Consider the following 24,195-nt stretch of genomic DNA (forward strand, 5'->3'; position numbering starts at 1 on the left):
CATGAGACGTACCCACAACCAACGCGGCCTCACGCTGGTGGAGCTGATGGTCGGCCTCGCCATCGCATTGCTGCTCACCGCCGTCGCGCTGCTCGCGATGAGCCAGCACCTGCGCGAGAACCACCGTCTCTTGATCGAAGCACGGCTCACGCAAGATGTGCAGGCCATCGTCGACCTCGTGTCGCGCGACCTGCGCCGTGCCGGCCCCCTGGCGGTGCAAGGCGACGGTGTGCGCTTCAGCCCGGCCGGCAGCACCGAGGAGCTTGCCTATCGGCTTCAGGACGGCGTCGTCAGCATGAAGATCGGCGACGGCCACTGGCAGGCGATGAACGACGCCCAGACTTTTCGTGTCTCGTCGCTGCGCTTCGTGCCCCGGACGCAGGAGATCGTGCTCGACGGCACCTGCCGCGAAACCTGCAGCGACAGCACGCCGAACTGCCCACCGCGCCAGCAACTGCGCAGCATCGACATCGAACTCACCGCGCAGGCCGTGCACGACACACGCTGGACACGCACCACCAGGCGCCACGTTCAGCTCCGCCACGACGCGCTCTCCGGCGCGTGCCCGGCATGAAGGCCCAGCGCGGCGCCGCCGCCTTGCCCGTCACGCTGATGCTCGCATTCGCGGTGCTGCTCGCGGTGGCGTTCGCCAACCGCAGCGTGCTGCTGCAGGTGCGCAGCTCGGTGCACCAGCTGCACACGGCGCAGGCGCAGGAAGCGGCGCAGGCGGGGCTCGCGTGGGCGCTCGCCCTGCTCAACCGCACCGCGCCCATCGGCGAAGACTGCCGCACCAGCGAGTCCGCCTCCGCGATGGCGTGGCACGATCAAGCGCGGCTCGGGCCGCTGCAGGCCAGCTGTATCGCCGAAGGCGCGGGGTGGGTCTGCCATTGCCCTCGCAGCGGCGAGCCCCGCTCCCTGCAACACGCCTCGGCACCGGCGTTTCGCGTTCAGTTGACGGCCGATCCGGCGCAACCGGAGCGCTGGCAGCTGGTGTCCGTCGGCCAAGGCACCGAGGCCGGCCGCAGCATCGAGCTGCGCCAGCGCATTGGCCGCGTGCCGGGGCTCGACACCCTTCCTGCGGCGGCCCTGTCCGTGCGAGGCCATGCCAGTTTCACCGGCGACTTCACGCTCACCCACACCGAGGCCGCATCCGGCGGCGTGACGCTGCATGCCGGCGGCAGCGTGCAGGGCGCGAGCCTGCGCGCCGTCAGCACACCCGGCACACCCTCGCGCGCCTCGATCCTCAGCCACGAGGCCGGCCTGGCCGGCTTGAGCGCACATGGCCTGCACGCGAGCGTCTTCCGGATGAGCCCCACCAACTGGCGCGAACAACCGGGCGCCACCACGCTCAATTGCCACAGCGCCTGCGACGCAGCGCTCGCAGCCTCCGCTCGCCACCACACCTTGATCGCGCTCGACGGTGGGCTGCGCATCACCACGCCGCTGACCCTGGGCTCGCCCCAGCAGCCCGTGCTGCTGGTGGTGAACGGGCCGGTCGAGTTGAACGCGGCCGTGACCCTCCACGGCCTCGTCTACCTGCGCCACACGCGGTGGGCCGACAGCCCGGGCGCCACCGTCCGCGGCGCGGTCATCGCCGAGAACGACCTGCAAGCCGACGGCCCGACCGTCATCCACCACGACGCCGCCCTGCTGCGGACCCTGCGCGAGCGCAGCGGCACCTTCGCCCCCGTCGCCGGCAGCTGGCGCGACCTGTGAGACCACGATGAACGCACGCCAAGATCAACAAGGGGCCAGTCTGGTCGAGGGCCTGGTGGCGCTGCTTGTGCTGTCGCTGAGCCTCGTCGCCACGGTGAGGCTGCAAACCTGGCTGCGGCAGCACAGCGACCTGGCACGCGAGCGCAGCGAGGCGGTGCAGCACGCGCAGCGGGCGCTGGAAACCCAGCGCGGCCTGCGCGACCTGGCCGCCTTCGACGGCGACACGCCCCGCGATGCCTGCGCCAGCACGAACGCCACCACCTTCCGCCTCGAACACGACACCGCCATTCAAGACGGCCTCAAGACCGGCCGCGTGACCGTGCACTGGCAACACCGCGGCGGCAACGAGCAGCAGCTCCAGCTGGCGTCGAGCACCGCGCGGCTCGCCCCAGTCTATTCCGCACTGCTCGACGTGCCGCCGCAAGACCGGGTGCTCGCGAACCAGCGCGTGTCGGGCACCGGCGCACGCACCTTTCCCGATGGCCGCAGCGTCGTCAAGCCCACCGCCGACAGTCGCATCGCCTGGGTGATGGACAACGCCACCGGCGAGATCCAGCTGCAATGCACCGTGGCCGCATCGGCGCAGGCGCGCGATCTGCGGCTTGAAGACCTGCCGAACTGCGAGCCGTTCTCGGCTCGGCTGGTGCGCGGCTTCATCCGCTTCGCGCTCTCGGCCACGCCCGACCCGCTGCGCGCCAACGATGCGCCCTTGCCACTGTCGGTCCAGGCCGCCACGCAGCGCTGCGAAAGCGAAGTCATCGCTGGCGACGGCGATCGCTTCATCGCCTATGCCTGCGCCATGACCTCGGTCGGCACCGAGCCGGCGCTGGTGCCGCAAGGGTGGGCCTTCGGCCTCACCGCGGCCACGTTCAAGGCCTGCCGTTACCCGGCCAGCGGCCGTGCGCCTCGCAACTACCTGGTGATCCGCGGCGACCTCGATTGCCCGAACGCCGCTCCGCCGCACGATCCGCAGCACAATGGCGCTCCCTTGGTCACCGTTCAGCATCAGCCCTGAACCTGGTGGCCCGCACCGGCCACCGATGAAGACACCCGACCACTCCCCTGCCGACGAAGCGTTCATGCGCGAGGCGCTCGCCCTCGCCGCGCAGTCCATCGGCCTGTCAGAGCCCAACCCGCGCGTCGGCTGCGTGATCGCCACCGCCGCCGGCCAGGTGCTCGGCCGGGGCTTCACACAGGAAGCCGGTGGGCCCCACGCCGAAGTGATGGCACTGCGCGACGCCGCGGCAAAGGGGCGTGACGTGCGAGGCGCCACCGCGTACGTCACGCTCGAGCCCTGCTCGCACCACGGCCGCACGCCGCCTTGCTGCGATGCGTTGATCGCCGCGGGCCTGGGTCGGGTCGTGGCCGCGTCGCAAGACCCGAACCCGCTCGTCGCGGGCAACGGCAGCGAGCGGCTGCGCGCCAACGGCATGGCCGTGACGACGGGCCTGCTCGCCGACGAGTCGCGCGAGCTCAACATCGGTTTCTTCTCGCGCATGTTGCGCAGGCGCCCGTGGGTGCGCCTCAAGTCGGCCATCTCGCTAGACGGCCGCACCGCGCTCGAGAACGGCCAGAGCCAATGGATCACCAGCGAAGCGGCCCGCACTGATGGCCACGCCTTTCGCAAGCGCGCCGGCGCCATCCTCACCGGCGTGGGCACGGTGCTCGAAGACGACCCGCGCCTCGACGTGCGCCTCGTCGAGACGCCGAAACAGCCGCTGCGCGTGATCGTCGATTCGCGCCTGGAGACGCCGCCCACGGCGAAGATCCTCCAGCCGCCGGGCCAGGTGCTGCTCTACGCCGCCGTGCACGACAAGGGCCGCGAAGCCGCCCTGAAGGCCCACGGCGCCGAGATCGCGTTCGCCCCCGGCCTGTCGGGCAAGGTCGACCTGCCGAGCATGCTCACCGACCTGGCCCAGCGCGGCGTCAACGAGCTGCACGTCGAAGCCGGCCACAAGCTCTCGGGCTCCTTCGTGCGCGAGGGCCTCGTCGACGAGCTGCTGGTCTACCAGGCACCCACGCTCGTCGGCCTCGGCCAGGGCCTCGCGAGCTTCGGCCCCCTGGAGACGCTGGCCGACGCGCTTGCGCTACGCTTCGTCAGCATCGAGCGCCTGGGCCCCGACCTGCGCCTCATCGCGCGGCCGCCCGGCCGCGAACACTTCTAAGCACCACCATGTTCACAGGCATCATCACCGGCGTCGGCCGCATCACCAACGTCAAGACACTCGGCGCCGACGCCTCGCACGGCAAGCAGCTCGCCATCGAAACGCCCGCCGGCTACCTCGACGACGTGCAACTCGGCGACAGCATCGCGCTGAACGGCGCCTGCATGACCGTTACCACCTTCGACGCCGCAGCACACCGCTTCACCATCGACATCTCGGCCGAGAGCCTCGACAAGACCGCCGGCCTCGACCAGCCCGGCCCGGTGAACCTGGAAAAAGCCCTGCGCGCCCACGACCGCCTGGGCGGCCACATCGTCAGCGGCCACGTCGATGGCATCGGCGAGGTGAGCCACTTCGCCCCGGTCGGCGAATCGTGGGAGCTGCGCATCCAGGCGCCCAAGGCGCTCGCCAAGTTCCTCGCCTACAAGGGCTCGATCACCGTCAACGGCGTGAGCCTCACCGTCAACCGCGTGGCCGACCTGCCGGGTGCGTGCGAGTTCAGCATCAACCTCATCCCGCACACCATCGACAACACGGCGCTGGGCGCGCTCAAGGCCGGCTCGAAGGTCAACCTCGAGATCGACCTCATCGCCCGCTATGTCGAGCGCATGCTGACTCCCGGCATTTCTGCCTAGGCGAGCGCCCTCCGGAAAAACCCGCCCCGCCTACAATGGCGGGATGCCCATTTCACCCGTCCCAGAGCTCATCGCCGAGCTCGCAGCAGGCCGCATGGTCATCCTCGTCGACGAGGAAGATCGCGAAAACGAGGGCGACCTCGTCCTCGCCGCCGACCACGTGACCCCCGAAGCGATCAATTTCATGGCCAAGTACGGCCGTGGCCTGATCTGCCTCACGCTCACCCGCGAACGCTGCGAGCGCCTGCGCCTGCCGCCCATGGCCCAGCGCAACGGCACGCAGCACGGCACCGCCTTCACCGTGTCGATCGAAGCGGCCACCGGCGTGACCACCGGCATCTCGGCGGCCGACCGTGCCCGCACCATCGAGGCCGCCGTCGCCAAAGACGCACAGGCCAGCGACCTGGTGCAGCCCGGCCACATCTTCCCGCTCCAGGCCAAGGACGGCGGCGTGCTCATGCGCGCCGGCCACACCGAAGCCGGCTGTGACCTCGCCGCGATGGCGGGCCTCTCCCCCGCCTCGGTGATCTGCGAGATCATGAAAGACGATGGCACGATGGCCCGTCTGCCTGATCTCGAAGTGTTCGCCAAGGAACACGGCCTCAAGATCGGCACCATCGCCGACCTCATCGGTTACCGCAGCCGCAACGAGAGCCTGATCGAGCGTCTGAGCCAGCGTGAACTCGCCACGCCCTACGGCACGTTCCAGGGCACCGTCTTCCGCGACCGCACCGGCGGCGTTCACCTCACCCTCTCTCACGGCCCCATCAACACCGGTGAAGAAGTGCTGGTGCGTGTGCACGAACCCTTGTCGGTGATGGACCTGCTCGACACCGGCAGCTGCGGCCATTCGTGGCCGCTGCCCAAGGCCCTGCAGGCCGTGCAGAAAGCCGGCCGCGGCGTGGCCGTGCTGATGAACTGCTCGGCCGACACCAGCTCGCTGCTGACCCGCCTGGGCGCGCCGGCCGACACCCTCGCCCCGCGCGGCCAGATGGACCTGCGCACCTACGGCATCGGCGCGCAGATCCTGCGCGAGCTGGGTGTGACCAAGATGAAGCTCCTCGGCAGCCCGCGCCGCATGCCCAGCATGACCGGCTACGGCCTGGAAGTGACCGGCTTCCTCGCCCCTGAACACTGAACGGAAGACACCCCCATGCAAGACGCTGACAAAGGCGAAGCCGCCGACCTCGACGGCACCAATCTGCGCATCGGCATCGTGCAGGCGCGTTTCAACGAGCCCCTCACGAGCGCGCTGGCCAAGGCCTGCATCGCCGAACTCGAAACCCTGGGCGTGGCGCTCAAGCACATCAAGCACGTGACGGTGCCCGGCGCCCTCGAAGTGCCGGTGGCGCTGAATGCGATGGCGCAAAGCGATCGCTTCGACGCACTGATCGCACTCGGCTGCATCATCCGCGGCGAGACCTACCACTTCGAACTCGTGGCCAACGAAAGCGGCCAGGGTGTCACCCGCATCGCGCTCGACCACGAGCTGCCGATCGCCAACGCCATCCTCACCGTCGAGAACGAAGCGCAGGCCTGGGCCCGCGCCGAAGAAAAAGGCCGCGACGCCGCCCGTGTGGCCGTCGAGATGGCCAACCTGCTGGAAGACCTCTCGTGACCACTGAGCCCAAGAAGGCCCACCCTGGCAAACCGGGCGGCAAGCCTGGTGGCAAGCCCAAGGCCGGCGGCAACAAGGCCGGTGCGCCCAAGTCGGCCCGCCGCCGCTCGCGCGAGATCGCCCTGCAAGGCCTCTACGAATGGCTGCTGTCCGGCAGCGATGCCGGTGTGGTCGACGCCCACGTGCGCGAGCAGGAAGGCTTCGACAAATGCGACAGCGCGCACTTCGACGCGCTGTTGCACGGCTGCATCGACGAAGCGGCTGACATCGATGCGGTGCTCGCCCGCCACGTCGACCGCAAGACCACCGAGCTCTCGCCCATCGAGCACGGCGTGCTGATGATCGGCACCTACGAGCTCAAGCACTGCATCGACATCCCCTACAAGGTGGCGATCAACGAAGCGGTGGAACTGGCCAAAAGCTTCGGCGGGACCGACGGCCACAAGTACGTGAACGGCGTGCTCGACAAGGCAGCGGTCGACCTGCGGCCGGTGGAGGTCGAGGCTTTCCGCGCCTCGCGCCGCTGAACGGCATGAAGCTCGCGGCCCGGCTCGATCACATCGAGCCCTTCTACGTGATGGAGTGCGCCAAGGCAGCCTCCGAGCTCGCCGCGAGCCCCGTCTGCGACCCGGCCCAGGGCGGCCGGCCGATGATTTTCCTGAACATCGGAGAGCCCGACTTCACTGCGCCGCCGCTGGTGCAAGCCGCCGCCCAACGCTGCCTCACGCAAGGCCGCACACAGTACACCCCGGCGACCGGCCTGCCGGCGTTGCGCGAGAAGCTGAGCCAGTGGTATCGCGACCGTTTCGGCCTCGACATCCCGGCCCGCCGCATCGTCATCACCGCCGGTGCCTCGGGCGCGCTGCAGCTGGCCTGCCTCGCGCTCGTCGACCGTGGCGACGAAGTGCTGATGCCCGACCCGAGCTATGCCTGCAACCGCCATTTCGTGGCGGCGGCGGATGGCGTGCCGGTGTTGCTGCCCTCGCCGCCCGAGCACCGCTTCCAGCTCGATGCGGCTGGAGTCGAATCCGCATGGACACCGCGCACCCGCGGTGTGCTGCTCGCCTCGCCCTCCAACCCCACCGGCACCTCCATCGCCCACGACGAGATGGGCCGTATTGCCGAAGTGGTGCGCAAGCGCGGCGGCGTGACGATCGTCGACGAGATCTACCTCGGTCTGAGCTTCGACGAGGCGTACGGCCACAGCGCGCTCGCCCACGGCGACGACATCGTCTCGATCAACAGCTTCAGCAAGTACTTCTCGATGACCGGCTGGCGCCTGGGCTGGATGGTGCTGCCGGAATCGCTCGTGGCCCCGGTCGAGAAGCTGGCCCAGAACCTCTACATCTGCGCCTCCACCGTCTCGCAACACGCCGCTCTCGCCTGCTTCGAGCCCGAGTGCCTGGCCGAGTACGAGCGCCGCCGTGGCGAGTTCAAGGCGCGGCGCGATTTCCTGGTGCCGGCGCTGAACCAGCTCGGCCTGACCGTCCCCGTCATGCCCGATGGCGCCTTCTACGCCTGGGCCGACTGCAGCCAGCATGCCGCCAGCAGCCGGGATTTCGCCTTCGACCTGATGCGCCGCGCCCAGGTGGCCGTGACACCGGGTCGGGATTTCGGCCCCCATGCCGGTGAACGTTATCTGCGCTTCTCCTACGCCAGCAGCATGGACAGCCTCACCGAGGCTGTGGCGCGCCTGCACCAGTTGCTGCACGTCACGTGAGAAAGCACACAGGCTTTTGGGTGACCGGGTGTTACTAGTGCGCGAAGCCGGTGCTTTTTGGTGCCAGCATGGGGCCGCCTTGCACTAAGCTCGCGTGATGGTGGTTGCTTACTGCCTCGCCGAATGATGCACCCAAGTCCGTCCATGACTGGCCCTGACTCCGAACCGCTGCCGTCCGTCCCGAGCAACCCTCAGTTGCCGCCGGACTCTGCGCCCTGGGTCGACACGGAAGAGATGTCGGTCGACTTTCCGGCCGCCACGCCGCAGGTCACGCGCACCGTGACCCCCGCTGCCAATGGCAAGGGGCAGGACATGGCGACCATCGGCCACATCGGCCGCTATGCCCTCAAGTACCAGATCGGCGAAGGCGGCCTCGGCCGTGTGTTCGCCGCGCACGACCCGCTGCTGTCGCGGCTGATCGCGATCAAGACCCTGAACCTCGAGATCGCGGCCGAGGAGCGCGAGGCGTTCAACGCGCTCTTCCTGAACGAAGCACGCGCCGCCGGTGGCCTGAGCCACCCGCACATCGTCACGGTGTTCGATGCCGGCGTGAGCGACCAGGGCGCCTACATCGCGATGGAACTGCTCAAGGGCCGCGACCTGCGCCAGCTGCGCCTCGAAGGCTGGAAGCCCACGCCCACGCAAGCCGCGCTCATCGTGCGCCGTGTCTCCGATGCACTCGCCTACGCCCACTCCAAGGGCGTGGTGCACCGGGACATCAAGCCGGCCAACATCTTCATGGTCGGCCGCACGCAGCCGCGCGTGCTCGACTTCGGCATCGCCCGCGTGGCGCACCAGCACGAGAACGAGGGCGACATCGCCGGCGGCTCGCCGTACTACATGTCGCCCGAGCAGGTGCAGCACGCTGCCGTCGACCGCCGCACCGACGTGTTCTCGCTCGGCGTCGTGCTCTATGAGTTGCTAACCGGCACGCGCCCGTTCCGCGGCAATTCGCTGCAAGAGATCACCGGCGCCGTCGTCTCGCTCGTGCCGCCCAAGGCGCACGAGGTGGATGCCAGCGTGCCCCGCGCCTTGTCCGAGATCACGGCCAAGGCGATGGAGAAGAACCCCGACGACCGCTACCGCTCGGCCCGCGCCCTGTCGCGCGAGCTGCGCCATTGGCTGGAAGAGCACGCCCAGCAGGAAAGCCAGGAAGCCGCCGAAGAAGGCCTCGCCGGCGGCAAGAAGCCCGTCGTCTGGGCGCTGGCCGCCGTGGGTGCTCTCGCCGTCGCCGCCACCGCCTGGTGGGCGCTTTCGTCGCGCGGGCCCGCGCCAGACACCGCACACGAGATGGCGCAGGCCGCTGCGCCCGTCGTCGCGCAGGTCGTGACGGCGCCGCCCGCCGCGGCCCCCGAGGTGGCCTCCGCGCCTGCCCCCGTGGTCGACAACGCCTCGCCCGCGGTCGACCCTGCGGCGTCGGCCGCCCCGACTGCCAGCCTGCCAGCGCCTGCGCCGGCCGCCGCCCCGGTCGCGCCCACACCCGCTCCGGCGCCGGTCCAGGTGGCCCAGGTCGACAAGACCGAGCCCGCCCCGGCCAAGGCGGCCGCAGCCAAAAAGGAAACACCCAAGGAGCGCCGCGTCCGCGAGGCCCGCGAGCGCGAGGCCCGGCGCGCCTCGGGCGCCGTGGCCGCCACCGGCACGCTGCGCATCGCCGTGAGCCCCTGGGGCAACGTGGAAGTCGACGGCAAGCCGGTGGGCACCACGCCCCCGCTCAACGAGCTGACGCTCAGCGAAGGCCGCCACACCATCACCATCCGCAACGACGAGTTCCCGCCGTTCAGCGCCAGCGTCACCATCGTGCCGGGCCAGCCGGTTTCACTCAAACACCGCTTCGGATCATGAGAACACTCTTCGGCACCGCCCTGGTTTCTGTGGCTCTGGCCGCCCTCACCGGCTGCGTCACCCAGCCCAAGCAGGCCCCGGTCGGTCTGCTCGACGTGATCTCCCGCCCGGCCGAAAAGGCGCTCCAGTCCGGCCTGCGCGCCTACGACGACGCCCAGTACGCCGACGCCGAGCGGCAGCTCAACAACGCGCTCAAGGCCGGCCTCGTGTCGCCGCGCGACCAGGCCGAGGCACACAAGGTGCTGGCCTTCATCTACTGCACCAGCAAGCGGCTGGTGGAGTGCGAAGCCGAATTTCGCGCCGCCAAGGCCTCCGATCCGGCCTTCGCGCTCAGCAAGTCGGAACAGGGTCACCCGCTGTGGGGCCCGGTTTACAAGAAGCTCCCGTAAGGTCTTTGCAAAAGCCGCAGTGATAATCCGCGAGGCGACGGCACACCCGCCGTCGAACTCGCGTTCATGACCGCTGAAGCCCGCACCTTCGCGCACACCCTGCGCATCTACTGGGAAGACACCGACGCCGGCGGCGTGGTGTTCTACGCCAACTACCTCAAGTTCTTCGAGCGCGCGCGCACCGAGTGGTTGCGCTCGCTCGGCTTTGCGCAGGAAGCCCTGCGCGCCGAGACCGGGGCGATCTTCATCGTCTCCGAGACCCGCGTGCGCTACCTGCGACCGGCCCGGCTCGACGACCAGCTCACCGTGACGGTCGACGTGCAGCACGCCGGCCAGGCCAGCATGACCGTGGCCCAGGTCGCCTGGCGCGGCGACGAGCGCCTGGCCGAGGGCGACATTCGCATCGGCTGCGTCGACGCGCAGAGCTTCCGGCCCCGGCGCATCCCCGAGCCTTTGCTCAAGGTGATGGACGGCTACATGGGCCGCGGAACCTGAGCACGCCGCTTGCCTCTATTCCCATCGACCCACACAACAACAAGGACTGAGCCTCCATGAACCAAGACTTCTCCATCGTCAGCCTGGTGCTGCACGCGAGCTTCGTGGTGCAGCTCGTGATGGCCGGGCTGCTTCTGGTGTCGCTGGCGAGCTGGACGGTCATCTTCGGCAAGCTCTTCGGGCTGAAGAAGGTGCGCGCGGTGAACGAAGAATTCGAGCGCGAGTTCTGGGCCGGTAAAAACCTCAACGACCTGTACAACGACGCGGGAAGACGTGCAGAGGGCGCCCCGATGGAGCGCATCTTCGCCTCGGGCATGCGCGAGTTCCTGAAGCTGCGCGAGCGCCGCGTGACCGACGGTGGCCAGCTGCTCGATGGCTCGCGCCGCGCCATGCGTGCGAGCTTCCAGCGCGAGCTCGACGTGGTCGAGGCCAACCTCTCCTTCCTCGCGACCGTGGGTTCGGTCTCGCCCTATGTCGGCCTCTTCGGCACGGTGTGGGGGATCATGCATGCCTTCGTGGGCCTGGCGAACCTGCAGCAGGTGTCGCTCGCGACCGTCGCCCCTGGCATCGCCGAAGCGCTGGTCGCCACCGCCATCGGCCTCTTCGCCGCGATCCCGGCCGTGATCGCGTACAACCGCTTCGCGCGCGACATCGACCGCATCGCGATCCAGATGGAGACCTTCATCGAGGAGTTCTCCAACATCCTGCAACGCAACGCGAGCCAGCCGGTTTCGCCGCAGGTCACGCAGCCCGCGCCGCTGCGCTGAACGCAAGGAGCACACGATGCCCGCCGTGATGTCTGGAGGCCGCGCCGGTGGGCGCCGCCGCACCATCAACGAAATCAACATGGTGCCCTTCATCGACGTGATGCTGGTGCTGCTCATCATCTTCATGGTGAGCGCCCCCCTCATCACGACCGGCGTGGTCGACCTGCCGAGCGTGGGCAAGAGCAAGCAGCAGCCCAAGAAGGTGATCGAGGTCGTGGTCGCGAAAGACGAGACGCTCCGCCTTCGCGTCGACAACAAGGACGTGAGCACGATGACGCTCAAGAACCTCGCCGACCGCGTGAGCGCCGCACAAGGCGGAGACGAGAGCGCCCCGGTGGTGATCTCGGCCGACAAGGCGGTGAAGTACGAATCGGTGGTGCGGGTGATGGACCTTCTGCAGAAGGCCGGCGTGCAGCGCGTGGGCCTGTCCGTGAAGAGCAACGGCTGACATGACGGTGTCGACCTTCGACCGCGAAGACCTGATGCCGAAGTCCGCCGACGGCACGAGCCGCGGCATGCTCTTCGCGGTGCTGGTGCACGTGGGCCTCGTGATCGCGCTGACGCTCGGCGTGAGCTGGAAGATGAGCGAGCCAGAAGGCGTGGAGGCCGAGTTGTGGGCCGCCGTGCCGCAGGTCGCCGCACAACGCGACATCGCCCCCGAGCCGCCGCCCAAGCCCACGCCAAAGGTCGAACCCAAGCCTGAGCCCAAGCCGGAACCGAAGCCCGAGCCCAAGTCGCGGCCCGATCCTCAGATTGCCATCGAGAAGGCCAAGCAGGAAAAGCTGAAGAAGAAGCAGGAAGAAGAAAAGCGCGAGCGCGAAGAGAAAGAGAAAGAGAAGCTCGAGAAGAAGCGCGCGCAGGAAGAGAAGGCCAAGCTCGCCAAGGCCGAGGCCGAACGCCAGAAGAAGCTCGACGATGCGCGCGACAAGAACCTCGCCCGCATGCGCGAGATGATGGGCGAGAAGGTCGGCTCCACGACGAGCACCTCATCGCAGACCAAGGGGCCGTCGCCCTCTTACGCCGGGAAGCTGCGCGCCGCCATCTACCCCAACATCACCTTCATCCGCGCCGTGGCCGGCAACCCGACGGCCGACGTGCAGGTGCAGGCCGCGCCCGACGGCACGGTGATCGCGCGCCGCCTGGTCAAGAGCAGCGGCATCCCCGAGTGGGACGAGGCGGTGCTCGACGCCATCACCAAGACCGGCAAGCTGCCGCGTGACGAAGACGGCTCGGTGCCGGCCAGCATCACCATCGGGTTCAGGCCGCAGCCCTGAGCCCGCGCCAGCGCGTCAGGCAGCCAGCCGCGGCGCGAGCAGGCTGTCGAGCGACCACTTCCCCGGCCCCCACAACACCAGCGCGAGCAAGAGGCTGCCCCAGAACACGTGCTGTTGCAACGCAGCCGGGGCGATCTCGCCGAGGCTCAGCACCGCCACCGCGTTGACCACCGAGAGCCCAAGCGCCGCGAAGCGCCCACCCAGGCCGAGCAACAGCAACACTGGCAGCACCAGCTCGCCGGCCGTGCCCATCACGGCCGCCACGGGCGGGGGCAACAGCGGCACCTGGTACTCGTCGGCAAAGAGCGCGAGCGTCGTGTCCCAGTCGTGGATCTTGGTCAGGCCCGACATGAAGAACACCTGCGCGACGTAGAGCCGCGCGCCAAGCTGCGCCGCGGGCTGCAGCGCTTCGAGTGCGGCGACGAAGCGGCTCCAGAGTCTCAACAACGGGGCCAGCGCGGCAAGTGTGGTCATGGTGTTCCTCCAAGTGGTGTTGCAGCTTGGTCGTGCGGCGCGGCGTGTTCTTGCAGCGGTGGCCTCGCAAGCGATCACGCCGTCTCGGCCATCGCCCGCCACAGCCATTGCTGTTGCAGCGCCTGCACCAGCCAGGGTTCAAACTCGAAGCTTGCGCCGGCATGTTCGAACGCCGCGGCGAGTGACTCACCCTTCAGCAGCGACTGCATCCAGCGCGCCGTCGCGGCGTCGACGATGTCGGCCTGTGCGCGCCAGCCCAAGCGCCACACGACGGCCTCTTCACCCTGCCCGTGGTCGAGCCGCTGGCGAGCAATCGTGCGGTGTTCGGCCGCGTCGCCGACCGGCCGGTGCGCCTTCCACAGGCTCACGATGGGGTAGTCGCTGAGCAGCACCGCCACGCCAGGCATCAAGAGGAGATGCAGCTGCGCCGGGTCGACCTCGGTGAGCTGGTGCAGCGTCTCGGCTTCGATCTGCGCATCGAGTGCGCGCTCGGATTCGGCCAGGTGCCAGTCGAGAAGCGCCACATCGGCGAGGTAAGGCACGTCGGCCAGTTGATCGCTCGCCGCGATGAATGCTGGCAGGCCAGCCCCGAACTGCGCGAGGTCACCGCGCGCGGGCGGCTCGGCATGCCAGAAGGCGCGCGACAGCGCTGCAAAGGAGTCTTCGCCGACCAGGGCCTGCACGGTCGGATACGCCGCCGCCAGCGCGCGCTCGGCCGAGGCCCCGGCGTTGGCCTGGTAGGCCTGAAGGCCACGCGTCACACCGGCCGGCCGCGCAGCCACCCATTCGTGCAACGACGCACCGTCGTCGCGCCGCAGGATGGCCGCCATCAGCGCCTGCTGGCGTTCGGCTTCGGTCTTCATGCGATGTGCTCGGCCCGCCGCGCTTCGTCGAGCAGCACGTCGAGCTGGGGCAGGTCGGTGTCCCACTCCACCAACGTGGGGCGCGGGCCGAGTCGTGCGAGGGCGTGGCGGTACACCTGCCACACCGGCTCGTGCACACGGCCGCCGTGGTCGTCGATGACGATGTCACCCGTGTCGACATAGCCGGCCAGGTGGATCTCACCGACGGCCCGGGCGTCGATCGCATCGACCCACGCGCAGGCACTCACCACCGCATCGCGGGCGCGCTCGTTGAGCGCGTTCACCACCAGGTTGTTGACGTCGAGCAGCAGGCCGCAGCCGCTGCGGCGCACGAGTGCGTTGAAGAATTCGGGCTCGCTCATGTCCTGGTCGGCCCAGGCCAGGTAGGCCGACAGGTTCTCGACCAGGATCGGCCGGCGCAGGCGCTCCTGCACCTGCGTCACGTTGCGCACCATGATGTCGAGCGAGGCCTGCGTGAACGCCAGCGGCAGCAGGTCGTTGGCGTGCAGCACCGGCCCGCCAACGTGCTGCGGCGCACGCGCAAAGCTCGCGTGGTCGGACACCCGCTCGGGCTCGATGCGCTCAGCCAGCCGCGCGAGCCGGTCGAGGTGCCAGGGGTCGAGCCCCGCCGCCGAGCCGAGCGCGAGGCCCACGCCGTGCAGGCTCACCGGGTAGTGCTCGCGGGCCTCGTGCAGCACCGCAAGCGCCGCGCCGCCATCGCCGAAGAAGTTCTCGGAATGGACCTCGACGAAGGCGAGCGGCGGCAGGGTGTCGAGCAGCTGCGCATAGTGCGGCTGGCGCAAGCCGATGCCGCAGCGCAGGCTGTCGTTCATCACTTCTTGGCGCCGGCCTTCTTGGCCTCGTCGGCGCTCAGGCCGCCCATGTCCTTGCAGGTGCCCTTGGCGACGTACTTCCACTCGTCGGGCGACTTGTCGGTCTTGGACTGGCCGGCGCACGAGTGCGAGCCCGAGAGGTTGGCGCAGTCGTTCTGGCCGGCCTTGGCAATGCCGTAGCACTTCTCCTTGGCCTTGTCTTGCGCGGCAGCGTGGCCGGCGAGGCCGAGGGCGAGCACGGAGGCAAGTGCGGTGGAAGCGATCAGGCGTTGGGTCATGGGGGTTCTCCTTGTGAGGTGGGATGGGTGTCGCGAACGATGACGACGACCCGCTTCCGTCGATGACAGCGGCGGCTTCTTACAGCCGCCGCGATCATCCCCCAAAGTGCCTGCCCCCGCCGCGAACTACTGCGGCGCCACCCAGCCCCCGCCCAGCGACCGGATCAGCGCCACCGTGCCGGTGGCCCAGCCGCCGCGCAGCCGCACGGCCTGGCGCTCCACCGACAGCAGGTCGCGCTGCGTGTCGAGCAGTTGCAGGTAACTGTCTTCACCGGCGCGGTAGCGTTTGTCGGCGAGTTCGGCCGCACGGCGCGCCGAGACGAGCGCCTCGTCGACGTGTCGCACCTGCTCGCGCACGGCCTTGAGGTTCGCCAGGTTGTCTTCCACATCGGCGAAGGCCGACAGCACCGTGCCGCGGTACGAGGCCACCGCGCCATCGAGCTGGGCCTCGGTCTGCTCGACGACCGCCTTGTTGCGCCCGCCATCGAGGATGGGCAGCGAGAAGACGACGCTCGCGAGCCACGCACGGCTGCTCCACTTGAAGAGGTTCTCGAGCTCGCTCGACGCATGGCCGCCTTCGGCGGTAAGCGCGAGCGCCGGGAACATCGCCGAGCGGGCCACGCCCACGCGGGCGGTGGCCGCGGCGAGGCTGCGTTGTGCGGCCGTCACGTCGGGCCGGCGCTCCAGCAGGGCCGACGGCACACCGGCCGGCACCTCGGGCACCTTCTCGGCCGCGAGCAGCGGCGCCACGTCGAGGCTGAAGCTCGCGGGCGCCTGCCCCAGCAGCAGCGCGAGCGCGTGTTCGGTGCGGGCGCGCTGGCCGGCGAGCGCGGCACGCTCGGCCTGCACGGTGGCGAGCTCAGTGCGCGAGCGCGCCACGTCGAACTCGGCCACCGCACCGGCGCTGAAGCGGCGCTCGATGAGGCGGTTGTTCTCGGTGCGCAGGCCGAGCGTGGCATCGAGCTGCGCGAGTTCGGCATCGAGCGTGCGCAACGCGAAGTAGGTTTGCGCCACGTCGGCCTGCAAGGCGAGCAGCACCGAGCGGTAGCTCGCCTCCACGCCCTGTGCATCGGCCCGCGCCGCGGCCACGCCGTTGCCCACGCGGTCGAAGAGGTCGATCTCGTAACGCGCACCAAGGCCGGCCTGGTAGACCGTCGACGGCGTCACCGCCGCACCATCGGGCAGGCCGAGCGTGGCCGGCGCCGAGCGGGCGCGGCTCGCCCCGGCGTTCAGGCCCAGCGTCGGCCAGCGGCCGGCCTGTGCCCCGCTGAGCGTGGCGCGTGCGGCCCGCACCCGCGAGGCGGCGAGCGCGAGCGTCGGGTTGGCCTTCTCCGCCTGCGCTTCGAGGGCGTCGAGGCGGCTGTCGCCGAACACGCTCCACCACGCGCCACGTGCCGCCGCTTCTGCCGGGACGGCTGGCTTCCATTGGCCTTCAGCCGGCGCGGCCTGCTTGAAGGCGGCGGGCACGGTGATCTCGGGCTCGGGCACCTTGGGGGCGAGCGAGCAGCCGGCCAGCACGAGCGCGGCGGCCAGCGTGGTCAGGGGAAAGGTCAGGGAAAGGAATCGTTCTTGGAATGTCATGTCAGACCTCGAGGGCAGCGCGCGTCACCGAGACACGGCGGCGTTCGATGCGCAGCGCCAGCGTGCGCAGCAGCACGTAGAAGAGCGGCGTGAGGAAGAGCCCGAAGAGCGTGACGCCCAACATGCCGGCGAACACCGCCACGCCCATCGCATGGCGCATCTCGGAGCCCGCGCCCGACGAGAAGACGAGCGGCAGCACACCCATGATGAAGGCGATCGAGGTCATGAGGATCGGGCGCAGGCGCAGCTTGCACGCCTCGAGCGCGGCCTCGACCACGCCCCGGCCCTGGTGCTCCAGGTCACGGGCGAACTCGACGATCAGGATCGCGTTCTTCGACGCCAGCCCCACCAGCACGAAGAGTGCGATCTGCGTGAAGATGTTGTTGTCGCCCTTGGTGAGCCACACCCCGAGCAGCGCACACAGGATGGACGCCGGCACGATGAGGATCACCGCCAGCGGCAGCGTCCAGCTCTCGTACTGCGCGGCCAGCACCAGAAAGACCAGCAGCACGCACAGCGGGAACACGATCACCATGGTGTTGCCGGCGAGGATCTCCTGGTAGGTGAGGTCGGTCCATTCGAAGCCGATGCCGCGCGGCAGCGTCTCCTTGGCGAGCTTCTCCATGATGTCCTGCGCCTGCCCCGACGACACGCCGGGCGCGGGCCCGCCATTGAAGTCGGCCGCGAAGAAGCTGTTGTAGCGCTCCACGCGGTCGGGCCCGTAGGTCGGCGACACGTTGACCAGGCTGCCGAGCGGCACCATCTCGCCGCCGAGGTTGCGCACCTTGAACTGCCCGATGGCCGACGCATCGGCACGGAACGGCGCATCGGCCTGCGCGATCACCTGGTAGGTGCGGCCGAACTTGTTGAAGTCGTTGACGTACAGCGAGCCGAGGTTGATCTGCATGGTGTCGAAGATGTCCGACAGCGGCACGCCCATCTGCTTGGCCTTGGTGCGGTCGACGTCGGCCTTCAACTGCGGCACGTTGACCTGGTAGCCCGAGAACACACCCGCGAGCTGCGGCGTCTGCCAGGCCTTCATCTGCAGCGCCTGCACGGCCTGGTAGAGCGCGTCTTGCCCGAGGTTGGCGCGGTCCTGCACGTAGAGCTTGAAGCCGCCGGTCGTGCCCAGGCCATCCACCGCAGGCGGCGGGAAGACCATGATGAAGGCGTCTTGAATCGCACCGAGCTTCTGGTTGACCTCGGCGGCGATCTCACCGCTGGTGCGACCCTTGCGCTCCTTGAAGTCGTCGAGCGTGTAGAACACGATGCCCGAGTTTGGCGCGTTCATGAAGCCGTGGATCGACAGGCCCGGGAAGGCCACCGATTCCTTCACGCCCGGCACCGATTGCGCGATGTCGCTCATGCGGCGGATCACCGCGTCGGTGCGGTCGAGCGAGGCCGCGTCGGGCAGCTGCGCGAAGCCGACGAGGTACTGCTTGTCCTGCGCCGGCACGAAGCCCGAGGGCACCACGCGGAACATGGCCACCGCCGCCACCACGAGCAGCAGGTAGACGCCCATCGTCGCGGCCTTGTGGCTCAGCACGCCGCTCACGCCCTTGGTGTAGCCGTTCGAGGACCGGTCGAAGAAGCGGTTGAAGCGCTTGAAGAAGCCGCCGAGCGCCCAGTCCATGCCACGCGAGAGACGGTCCTTCGGGGCGTCGTGCGGCTTGAGCAGCGCGGCCGCGAGCGCAGGCGACAGCGTGAGCGAGTTGAAGGCCGAGATCACGGTCGAGATCGCGATGGTCAGCGCGAACTGGCGGTAGAACTGGCCCGTCAGACCGGAGACGAACGCGATGGGCACGAACACCGCACACAGCACCAGCGCGATGGCGATGATCGGGCCCGAGACCTCCTTCATCGCCTGGATCGTGGCCTCGCGCGGCGTGAGGCCGTTGGCGATGTTGCGCTCCACGTTCTCGACCACCACGATCGCGTCGTCGACCACGATGCCGATGGCCAGCACCAGGCCGAAGAGGCTCAAGGTGTTGATGGAGAAGCCGAAGGCCAGCAGCACGGCAAACGTGCCCACCACCGACACCGGCACCGCCAGCAGCGGGATGAGCGAGGCCCGCCAGGTCTGCAGGAAGACGATCACCACCAGCACCACCAGCGCCACCGCTTCGAGCAGCGTCTTGATGACCGCGGAGATGGAGTCTTCGACGAAGCGCGTGGGGTCGTAGACGATGTCGTACTTCAGGTCCTCAGGGAAGTCGCGCTGCAGCTCGTCCATCAGCTGGCGCACGTCGCTCGACAACTGCAGCGCGTTCGACCCGGGCGCCTGGAAGAGGCCGAGCGCCACCGCCGGCTTGTTGTTGAGCAGCGAGCGCAGCGAATACTGCGCCGCGCCGAGCTCGATGCGGGCGATGTCACGCAGTCGCGTGACGCCCACGCCATTCCCGTTGGAGCCGGTCTTGACGATGATGTCGCCGAACTCTTCTTCGGTCGACAGCCGGCCTTGCGCATTCACCGAGAGCTGGAAGGGCGCATTCTTGTTGGGCGAAGCGCCCACCACGCCGGCGGCCACCTGCACGTTCTGCTCGCGGATGGCGTTGACGACGTCGGGTGCGGTGAGCCCGCGCGCCGCGATCTTCTGCGGGTCGAGCCAGACGCGCATGGAGTAGTCGCCCGCGCCGAACACCAGCACCTGGCCCATGCCGGGGATGCGCGACAGCCGATCCTTGATGTTGAGCACCGCATAGTTGCTCAGGTACACCTCGTCGTAGCGCGAGTTCGGCGACACGAGGTGCACCACCATCGTGATGTTGGGCGAGCTCTTGACCGTGGTGACGCCGATCTGGCGCACCTCTTCCGGCAGCCTCGCCAGGGCCCGCTGCACGCGGTTTTGCACCTGGGTCTCGGCCTGTTCGACGTTGGTGCCGACCTTGAACGTGACGGTGAGGTTCATGCCGCCGTCGCCGGTGGCCTGCGAGCCCATGTACAGCATGTTCTCGACGCCGTTGATCGCTTCTTCGAGCGGCGCGGCGACGGTCTGGGCGATCACAGTCGGGTTGGCACCCGGGAAACGCGTGCTGACGACCACCGACGGCGGCACGACCGAGGGGTACTCGGAAATGGGCAGCCGGCCGATGGCGATCAGGCCCGCCAGAAAGATGAGGATGGACAACACGGCCGCGAAGATGGGCCGGTCCACGAAGAACCTGGAGAAACGCATGGCGATGATCCGGAAAGGTTGGGGTCGCGCTTACTGGCGCATCACTGACGCACGGGCGCGCTGGCAGCGGCGGTGACCATCGGCACCACTTCGGGCGTGATCGGCGCGCCCGGCCGCACACGCTGCAGGCCGTTGACGACGATGCGGTCACCAGCCTTGAGGCCCGTGCGCGCGACGCGCAGGCCATCGACCAGCGGCCCGAGCGTGACCACGCGGTACTCGGCCTTGTGGTCGGCGCCGATCACGTAGACGTACTTGCGGTTCTGGTCGGTGCCGATGGCGGTGTCGTTGATGAGCAGGGCCTCGCCCTTGCCGTCGGTGCCCACCTGCACTCGGGCGAAGAGGCCCGGCACGAGCGCCGCATCGGTGTTGCGCAAGACGGCGCGCATGCGCACGGTGCCCGAGACGGGGTCGATGCGGTTGTCGACGAAGTCGAGCTTGCCCTCGTGCGGGTAGCCGGTCTCGTTGGCCAGGCCGGCCTGCACCTTCACGCCCGGGCCGCCCTTGCGGGCCAGTGCGCCCACCTGCAGGAAGGTCGACTCGTCACCGTCGAAGCTCACGTACACCGGGTCGATGGAGACGATGGAGGTGAGCACCACGCTGCTGTCGACGAGGTTGCCTTCCGTGACCTCGGCCTTGCCGATGCGGCCCGAGATGGGGGCGCGCACCACCGAGAAGTCGAGGTTGAGCTTGGCCGAGGCAAGCGCGGCTTCGTCGGCCTTGGCATTGGCAGCAAGCTGGCGCGCGTTCGACGAGCGCTCGTCGAAGTCGCGCTGCGAGATGGCGTTGTCGGCCTTCAAGAGCTTGGAGCGCTCGAACTCGGCGTTGGCGTGCTCTGCCTTGGCGCGGGCACTGGCCACGGCAGCTTCGAGGCGTGCCACCTCGGCCTGGTAGCTGCGCGGGTCGATGACGAAGAGCACGTCGCCCTTGTTCACCAGGGCGCCGGGCTTGAATTTCACCGCCTCGATGGTGCCGGGCACCCGGGCGCGGATCTGGGCGGATTCGACGGCCTCGATGCGGCCGGAGAACTCTTGCAGTTCCAGCACCTTCTTGGAGACAACTGCTGCCACGCTGACAGGCGGCGCGGGCGGAGCGCCCGCGGGAGCCGCCGCCTGCGCCTCGCCACCGCCCGTACAGCCGGCCAGCGAAAGCACCAGGGCCGACAGCAGGGTCAGGGCCAGGGTCGACAACATCAGGGGGGCGGGACGGACGGTCATGGGAATTCCTCGTTGTTCAAGCTTCTTCTTGCGGGTTTTTGCGCATGGTCAAACATGCTGCAATGCACCAAGACTTTATTAGCCAGCCAGAACCTTATAAAGTGCTGATTCAAAGATTGACTGTTCAGGAATCAAGACAATGGACCAGTTGCGCGCCATGCAGGCCTTCGTCGGGGTGGTCGACACGGGTGGCTTCACCAGTGCGGCCGAGTTGCTCAACATGCCCAAGGCCACGCTTTCAGCGGCCGTGGCGGAGCTGGAGGCCCACCTGAAGGTGCGGCTGCTGCACCGAACGACGCGCAAGGTCACCGTCACCGCCGACGGCGCCGCCTATTACGAGCGCTGCGTGCGCATCCTCGAGGACCTGCGTGACGCGGAAGAGTCACTCTCGTCGAAACAGGGGTCGCCCCACGGCAAGCTGCGGGTGGACGTGAGCACCGCGGTGGCGAGCCGGCTGCTCATTCCGCTCCTGCACACCTTCCTCGAGCGTTACCCCGACATCGAACTCGAGCTCGGCTGCAGCGACCGCCCGCTCAACCTGCTGAGCGAAGGCATCGACTGCGCGCTGCGCGTGGGCGAGGTGCAAGACCCCTCGGTGGTGGTGCGCCGCGTGGGCACCATGCAACTCGTGACCTGCGCCACGCCGGGGTATCTCGCCAAGCACGGCCGGCCCAAGCACCCGCACGATCTGAAGAAGCACGTGTGCCTGAACTACTTCTCCATGCGCACCGGCCAGGTGTTCGACTGGGAGTTCAACCGCGACAACGAACGTGTGGTGCTCACCGTCGACAGCCCGCTCACGCTCAACGATTCCAACGCCTACATCGACGCCTGCCTGGCCGGCCTGGGCATCGGCCGCCTGCCCACCTACATGTTCCACCAGTACCCGAGCTGTGGTGCGCTGGAGCTCGTGATGTGCGAATGGCTGTCCGACGACATGCCCTTCCTCGTGGCCTACCCGTCGAACCGGCACCTGTCATCGAAGGTGCGCGTGTTCGTCGACTGGGTCGCCGAGACGCTGGAGCACCACACCGGCATGCAGATGTGCGAGAAGGCGCGTGCGGTCCATGAAAAGAACCAGCAGCGCCAGATGCTGGAGCTGGGCATCTTGTCGACGCCCGCCTGACCTCACGCAGGCAAAGCAGCGCCCGACAGACTCGCCAGCACCTCGACCGCCGTCTTCACCTTGAACGGCTTGATCATGATGCGTTGCACCTTCAGCGTCTTGAAGACGCCGATGGTGTCGGCGTCGAGCCCGAGCGCCATCACGGCGATGGGCACCTCCGGGTCGCACAGTGTGGCGCCGCTGCGCACCTGCTGCACGAGGGTCAAGCCGTCGAGCTTCTCGCCCAGGTCGGCGAGCAGGGCGTCGTAGACGTCGGTCTGCAGCATGCGCAGCGCCGCCTCGTAGTGGGTGGCTTCATGGATGTCGGCCAGCCGAAGCTGGCGCGCCACGTTGGCCACGGTGTTGCGCATCACGAAGTGCGGCTCCAGCAGCAGCACCCGCTTCATGTCTGACGCTCCAGCTCGTCCACCACCAGCAGCCGCAGCGATTCGAGGATGCTGCGGTCGATGGCATCGAAGCGGCGCTCGCGGGTGTCGAGCACGCACAGCGTGCCCACCACCGCGCCCTTCTTCAGCATGAGCGGCGCACCGGCATAGAAGCGCACGCCCGGGTTGCCCACCACGATGGGGTTGTCGTGGAAGCGCACATCGCGCAGCGCGTCGGGCACCAGCAGCAGCTCGCGGCTGTGCACCGCATGGGCGCAGAACGACACGTCGCGCGGCGTTTCGCAGATCCCCTCGAAGCCCACCCGCGACTTGAACCACTGCCGGTCGCGGTCGACCAGGCTGATCATCGCCATCGGCACGTCGAACTCGGTCGCGGCGAACTGCACGATGCGGTCGAAGCGCTCTTCGGGTGGCGTGTCGAGGATGAGAAGTGCACGCAGGGCCGAAAGGCGCTCGGCTTCGTCGTCTGGCAAGGGCGCGGGGATCATCCTTCGCATATCGGCAGATCGCGCCGACGCTGAAGCCTGGCGGCCGTGCGATACACGTGCAACTCACACGCCTGGTGCGGGCGCGATGGAATGGGCCTTGCATTGGCAGCACGTAGAAGCCCGGATGCCCTCCGTCACAGGCGGCGCTTACCCTCCGACGTCTCCCCACCCCTCAAGACCACTGCCATGCGCCTTCATCTACCCCTGATCGCCGCCGCCCTGTTCTTGGCTGCCACCGCACAGGCCCAGACCAAATGGGACCTGCCCACCGCCTACCCGGCCAGCAACTTCCACACCGAAAACGTCACCCAGTTCGCGAGTGACGTCGACAAGGCCTCGGGCGGCAAGCTCAAGATCACGGTGCACCCCAACGCCTCGCTCTTCAAGGCGCCCGAGATCAAACGTGCGGTGCAGGGTGGCCAGGCGCAGGCGGGCGAGATCCTGCTCGTGAACTACCAGAACGAGTGGCAGATCTTCGGGGCCGACGGCCTGCCCTTCCTGGCCGACAGCTATGACGAGTCGCTCAAGCTCTACAAGGCCCAGCGGCCGGTGCTGGAGAAGAAGCTGGCCGAGCAGGGCCTGATGCTGCTCTATGCGGTCGCCTGGCCGCCGCAAGGCATCTTCAGCAAGAAGCCCATCAATTCGGCGGCCGACCTCAAGGGCGTGAAGTGGCGCGCCTACAGCCCGGCCACCTCGCGCCTGGCCGAGCTGCTGGGTGCGCAGCCGGTCACGGTGCAGGCCGCAGAACTCTCGCAGGCCATGGCCACCGGCGTGGTCGAGTCGTACATGTCGTCGGGCTCCACCGGCTACGACACCAAGACCTACGAGCACCTGAAGTTCTTCACCGACACCCAGGCCTGGCTGCCCAAGAACGCGGTGCTCGTGAACAAGGCCGCCTTCGACGCCCTCGACAAGCCGACGCAAGCCGCCGTGCTCAAGGCCGCCGCCGATGCCGAGACCCGCGGCTGGGCCACGTCGAAGGCCAAGAACAACGAGTACCTCGAACTCTTGAAGAAGAACGGCATGACCATCGCGCAGCCCTCGTCGCAGCTGAAGGCCGACATGCAGAAGGTCGGCCAGACCATGCTCGACGAATGGCTGCAGAAGGCCGGCCCTGAAGGCCAGGCCGTCGTCAACGCCTACCGCAAGTGAC

Annotated in this window: 26 protein-coding genes; 17 read left to right on the forward strand and 9 right to left on the reverse strand. The window is 68.6% G+C overall.

Going from position 1 to position 24,195, the window contains the following annotated elements:
- Nucleotide 1 precedes the first annotated feature (1 nt).
- From RXV79_RS19405 to tolA, 15 genes are all read left to right on the forward strand, one after another.
- Nucleotides 2–574 carry a PulJ/GspJ family protein gene (locus RXV79_RS19405; protein WP_316699752.1) on the forward strand — a complete coding sequence of 191 codons (573 nt, stop codon included), beginning with the start codon at nucleotides 2–4 and terminating at the stop codon, nucleotides 572–574.
- The gene (locus RXV79_RS19410) at nucleotides 571–1,716 is read left to right on the forward strand and encodes a hypothetical protein (RefSeq protein ID WP_316699753.1); all 1,146 of its coding nucleotides are present in this window, start codon (nucleotides 571–573) and stop codon (nucleotides 1,714–1,716) included. Before RXV79_RS19405 ends, RXV79_RS19410 begins: the two co-directional genes overlap by 4 nt.
- 7 nt (nucleotides 1,717–1,723) lie before the next feature.
- Entirely contained in the window at nucleotides 1,724–2,731 is a 1,008-nt protein-coding gene (locus RXV79_RS19415) for a hypothetical protein (protein ID WP_316699754.1), read from the forward strand.
- A gap of 25 nt (nucleotides 2,732–2,756) precedes the next feature.
- On the forward strand, nucleotides 2,757–3,881 hold the full coding sequence (ribD, locus tag RXV79_RS19420; protein ID WP_316699755.1) for a bifunctional diaminohydroxyphosphoribosylaminopyrimidine deaminase/5-amino-6-(5-phosphoribosylamino)uracil reductase RibD: 1,125 nt from the start codon (nucleotides 2,757–2,759) through the stop codon (nucleotides 3,879–3,881).
- Between the two features lie 8 nt (nucleotides 3,882–3,889).
- A complete protein-coding gene (locus tag RXV79_RS19425; RefSeq protein WP_316699756.1) occupies nucleotides 3,890–4,516 on the forward strand; it encodes a riboflavin synthase in 627 nt (208 codons plus the stop codon).
- A 43-nt stretch (nucleotides 4,517–4,559) separates the two neighbouring features.
- A complete protein-coding gene (gene ribBA, locus RXV79_RS19430; protein WP_316699757.1) occupies nucleotides 4,560–5,654 on the forward strand; it encodes a bifunctional 3,4-dihydroxy-2-butanone-4-phosphate synthase/GTP cyclohydrolase II in 1,095 nt (364 codons plus the stop codon).
- A gap of 15 nt (nucleotides 5,655–5,669) precedes the next feature.
- Nucleotides 5,670–6,134 (forward strand): 6,7-dimethyl-8-ribityllumazine synthase, encoded by a 465-nt coding sequence (gene ribH / locus RXV79_RS19435; protein ID WP_316699758.1) that lies wholly within the window; start codon nucleotides 5,670–5,672, stop codon nucleotides 6,132–6,134.
- A complete protein-coding gene (nusB, locus tag RXV79_RS19440) occupies nucleotides 6,131–6,661 on the forward strand; it encodes a transcription antitermination factor NusB (protein WP_316699759.1) in 531 nt (176 codons plus the stop codon). The genes ribH and nusB overlap by 4 nt, the downstream gene beginning before the upstream one ends.
- Nucleotides 6,662–6,666: 5 nt before the next feature.
- Nucleotides 6,667–7,854, forward strand: a complete 1,188-nt coding sequence (locus RXV79_RS19445; protein WP_316699760.1) for a pyridoxal phosphate-dependent aminotransferase — start codon at nucleotides 6,667–6,669, stop codon at nucleotides 7,852–7,854.
- A 144-nt stretch (nucleotides 7,855–7,998) separates the two neighbouring features.
- Nucleotides 7,999–9,696: a serine/threonine-protein kinase gene (locus RXV79_RS19450; RefSeq protein WP_316699761.1), complete on the forward strand. Its 1,698-nt coding sequence runs from the start codon at nucleotides 7,999–8,001 to the stop codon at nucleotides 9,694–9,696.
- Nucleotides 9,693–10,085: a TssQ family T6SS-associated lipoprotein gene (locus tag RXV79_RS19455; RefSeq protein ID WP_316699762.1), complete on the forward strand. Its 393-nt coding sequence runs from the start codon at nucleotides 9,693–9,695 to the stop codon at nucleotides 10,083–10,085. The genes RXV79_RS19450 and RXV79_RS19455 overlap by 4 nt, the downstream gene beginning before the upstream one ends.
- Before the next feature lie 66 nt (nucleotides 10,086–10,151).
- The gene (gene ybgC, locus RXV79_RS19460; protein WP_316699763.1) at nucleotides 10,152–10,580 is read left to right on the forward strand and encodes a tol-pal system-associated acyl-CoA thioesterase; all 429 of its coding nucleotides are present in this window, start codon (nucleotides 10,152–10,154) and stop codon (nucleotides 10,578–10,580) included.
- A gap of 56 nt (nucleotides 10,581–10,636) precedes the next feature.
- Nucleotides 10,637–11,347, forward strand: a complete 711-nt coding sequence (gene tolQ, locus RXV79_RS19465) for a protein TolQ (RefSeq protein WP_316699764.1) — start codon at nucleotides 10,637–10,639, stop codon at nucleotides 11,345–11,347.
- Nucleotides 11,348–11,363: 16 nt separating this feature from the next.
- Nucleotides 11,364–11,795, forward strand: coding sequence for a protein TolR (gene tolR / locus RXV79_RS19470; protein WP_296728802.1), 432 nt, complete (start codon nucleotides 11,364–11,366; stop codon nucleotides 11,793–11,795).
- 1 nt (nucleotide 11,796) lies between these two features.
- A complete protein-coding gene (gene tolA / locus RXV79_RS19475) occupies nucleotides 11,797–12,621 on the forward strand; it encodes a cell envelope integrity protein TolA (protein ID WP_316699765.1) in 825 nt (274 codons plus the stop codon).
- A 15-nt stretch (nucleotides 12,622–12,636) separates the two neighbouring features.
- Here tolA and RXV79_RS19480 read toward each other — a convergent pair whose 3' ends face one another.
- The 7 genes from RXV79_RS19480 to RXV79_RS19510 form a co-directional block, all read right to left on the reverse strand.
- Nucleotides 12,637–13,095, reverse strand: coding sequence for a DoxX family protein (locus RXV79_RS19480; protein ID WP_316699766.1), 459 nt, complete (start codon nucleotides 13,093–13,095; stop codon nucleotides 12,637–12,639).
- A 74-nt stretch (nucleotides 13,096–13,169) separates the two neighbouring features.
- The gene (locus tag RXV79_RS19485) at nucleotides 13,170–13,958 is read right to left on the reverse strand and encodes a DNA-binding domain-containing protein (protein WP_316699767.1); all 789 of its coding nucleotides are present in this window, start codon (nucleotides 13,956–13,958) and stop codon (nucleotides 13,170–13,172) included.
- Complete coding sequence (locus RXV79_RS19490; protein WP_316699768.1) at nucleotides 13,955–14,791, reverse strand: MNIO family bufferin maturase; 837 nt, start codon at nucleotides 14,789–14,791, stop codon at nucleotides 13,955–13,957. The genes RXV79_RS19485 and RXV79_RS19490 overlap by 4 nt, the downstream gene beginning before the upstream one ends.
- On the reverse strand, nucleotides 14,791–15,069 hold the full coding sequence (locus RXV79_RS19495; RefSeq protein WP_296728776.1) for a BufA1 family periplasmic bufferin-type metallophore: 279 nt from the start codon (nucleotides 15,067–15,069) through the stop codon (nucleotides 14,791–14,793). The genes RXV79_RS19490 and RXV79_RS19495 overlap by 1 nt, the downstream gene beginning before the upstream one ends.
- Before the next feature lie 126 nt (nucleotides 15,070–15,195).
- A complete protein-coding gene (locus RXV79_RS19500) occupies nucleotides 15,196–16,650 on the reverse strand; it encodes an efflux transporter outer membrane subunit (RefSeq protein ID WP_316699769.1) in 1,455 nt (484 codons plus the stop codon).
- A gap of 1 nt (nucleotide 16,651) precedes the next feature.
- The gene (locus RXV79_RS19505; RefSeq protein WP_316699770.1) at nucleotides 16,652–19,825 is read right to left on the reverse strand and encodes an efflux RND transporter permease subunit; all 3,174 of its coding nucleotides are present in this window, start codon (nucleotides 19,823–19,825) and stop codon (nucleotides 16,652–16,654) included.
- 41 nt (nucleotides 19,826–19,866) lie between these two features.
- A complete protein-coding gene (locus tag RXV79_RS19510; RefSeq protein ID WP_316699771.1) occupies nucleotides 19,867–21,042 on the reverse strand; it encodes an efflux RND transporter periplasmic adaptor subunit in 1,176 nt (391 codons plus the stop codon).
- Between the two features lie 139 nt (nucleotides 21,043–21,181).
- On the opposite strand from RXV79_RS19510, the gene RXV79_RS19515 reads away from it, so the two are divergent.
- Entirely contained in the window at nucleotides 21,182–22,168 is a 987-nt protein-coding gene (locus RXV79_RS19515) for a LysR family transcriptional regulator (RefSeq protein ID WP_316699772.1), read from the forward strand.
- 2 nt (nucleotides 22,169–22,170) lie between these two features.
- Here the strand turns inward: RXV79_RS19515 and RXV79_RS19520 are convergent, their stop codons facing one another.
- Nucleotides 22,171–22,554: a response regulator gene (locus RXV79_RS19520; RefSeq protein WP_316699773.1), complete on the reverse strand. Its 384-nt coding sequence runs from the start codon at nucleotides 22,552–22,554 to the stop codon at nucleotides 22,171–22,173.
- The gene (locus RXV79_RS19525; protein ID WP_316699774.1) at nucleotides 22,551–23,027 is read right to left on the reverse strand and encodes a GAF domain-containing protein; all 477 of its coding nucleotides are present in this window, start codon (nucleotides 23,025–23,027) and stop codon (nucleotides 22,551–22,553) included. Before RXV79_RS19525 ends, RXV79_RS19520 begins: the two co-directional genes overlap by 4 nt.
- 201 nt (nucleotides 23,028–23,228) lie before the next feature.
- On the opposite strand from RXV79_RS19525, the gene RXV79_RS19530 reads away from it, so the two are divergent.
- A complete protein-coding gene (locus RXV79_RS19530) occupies nucleotides 23,229–24,194 on the forward strand; it encodes a TRAP transporter substrate-binding protein (protein ID WP_316699775.1) in 966 nt (321 codons plus the stop codon).
- Nucleotide 24,195 lies beyond the last annotated feature (1 nt).

The sequence above is a fragment of the Piscinibacter gummiphilus genome (assembly GCF_032681285.1).
GTDB classification, from domain to species: Bacteria; Pseudomonadota; Gammaproteobacteria; order Burkholderiales; family Burkholderiaceae_C; genus Rhizobacter; species Rhizobacter gummiphilus_A.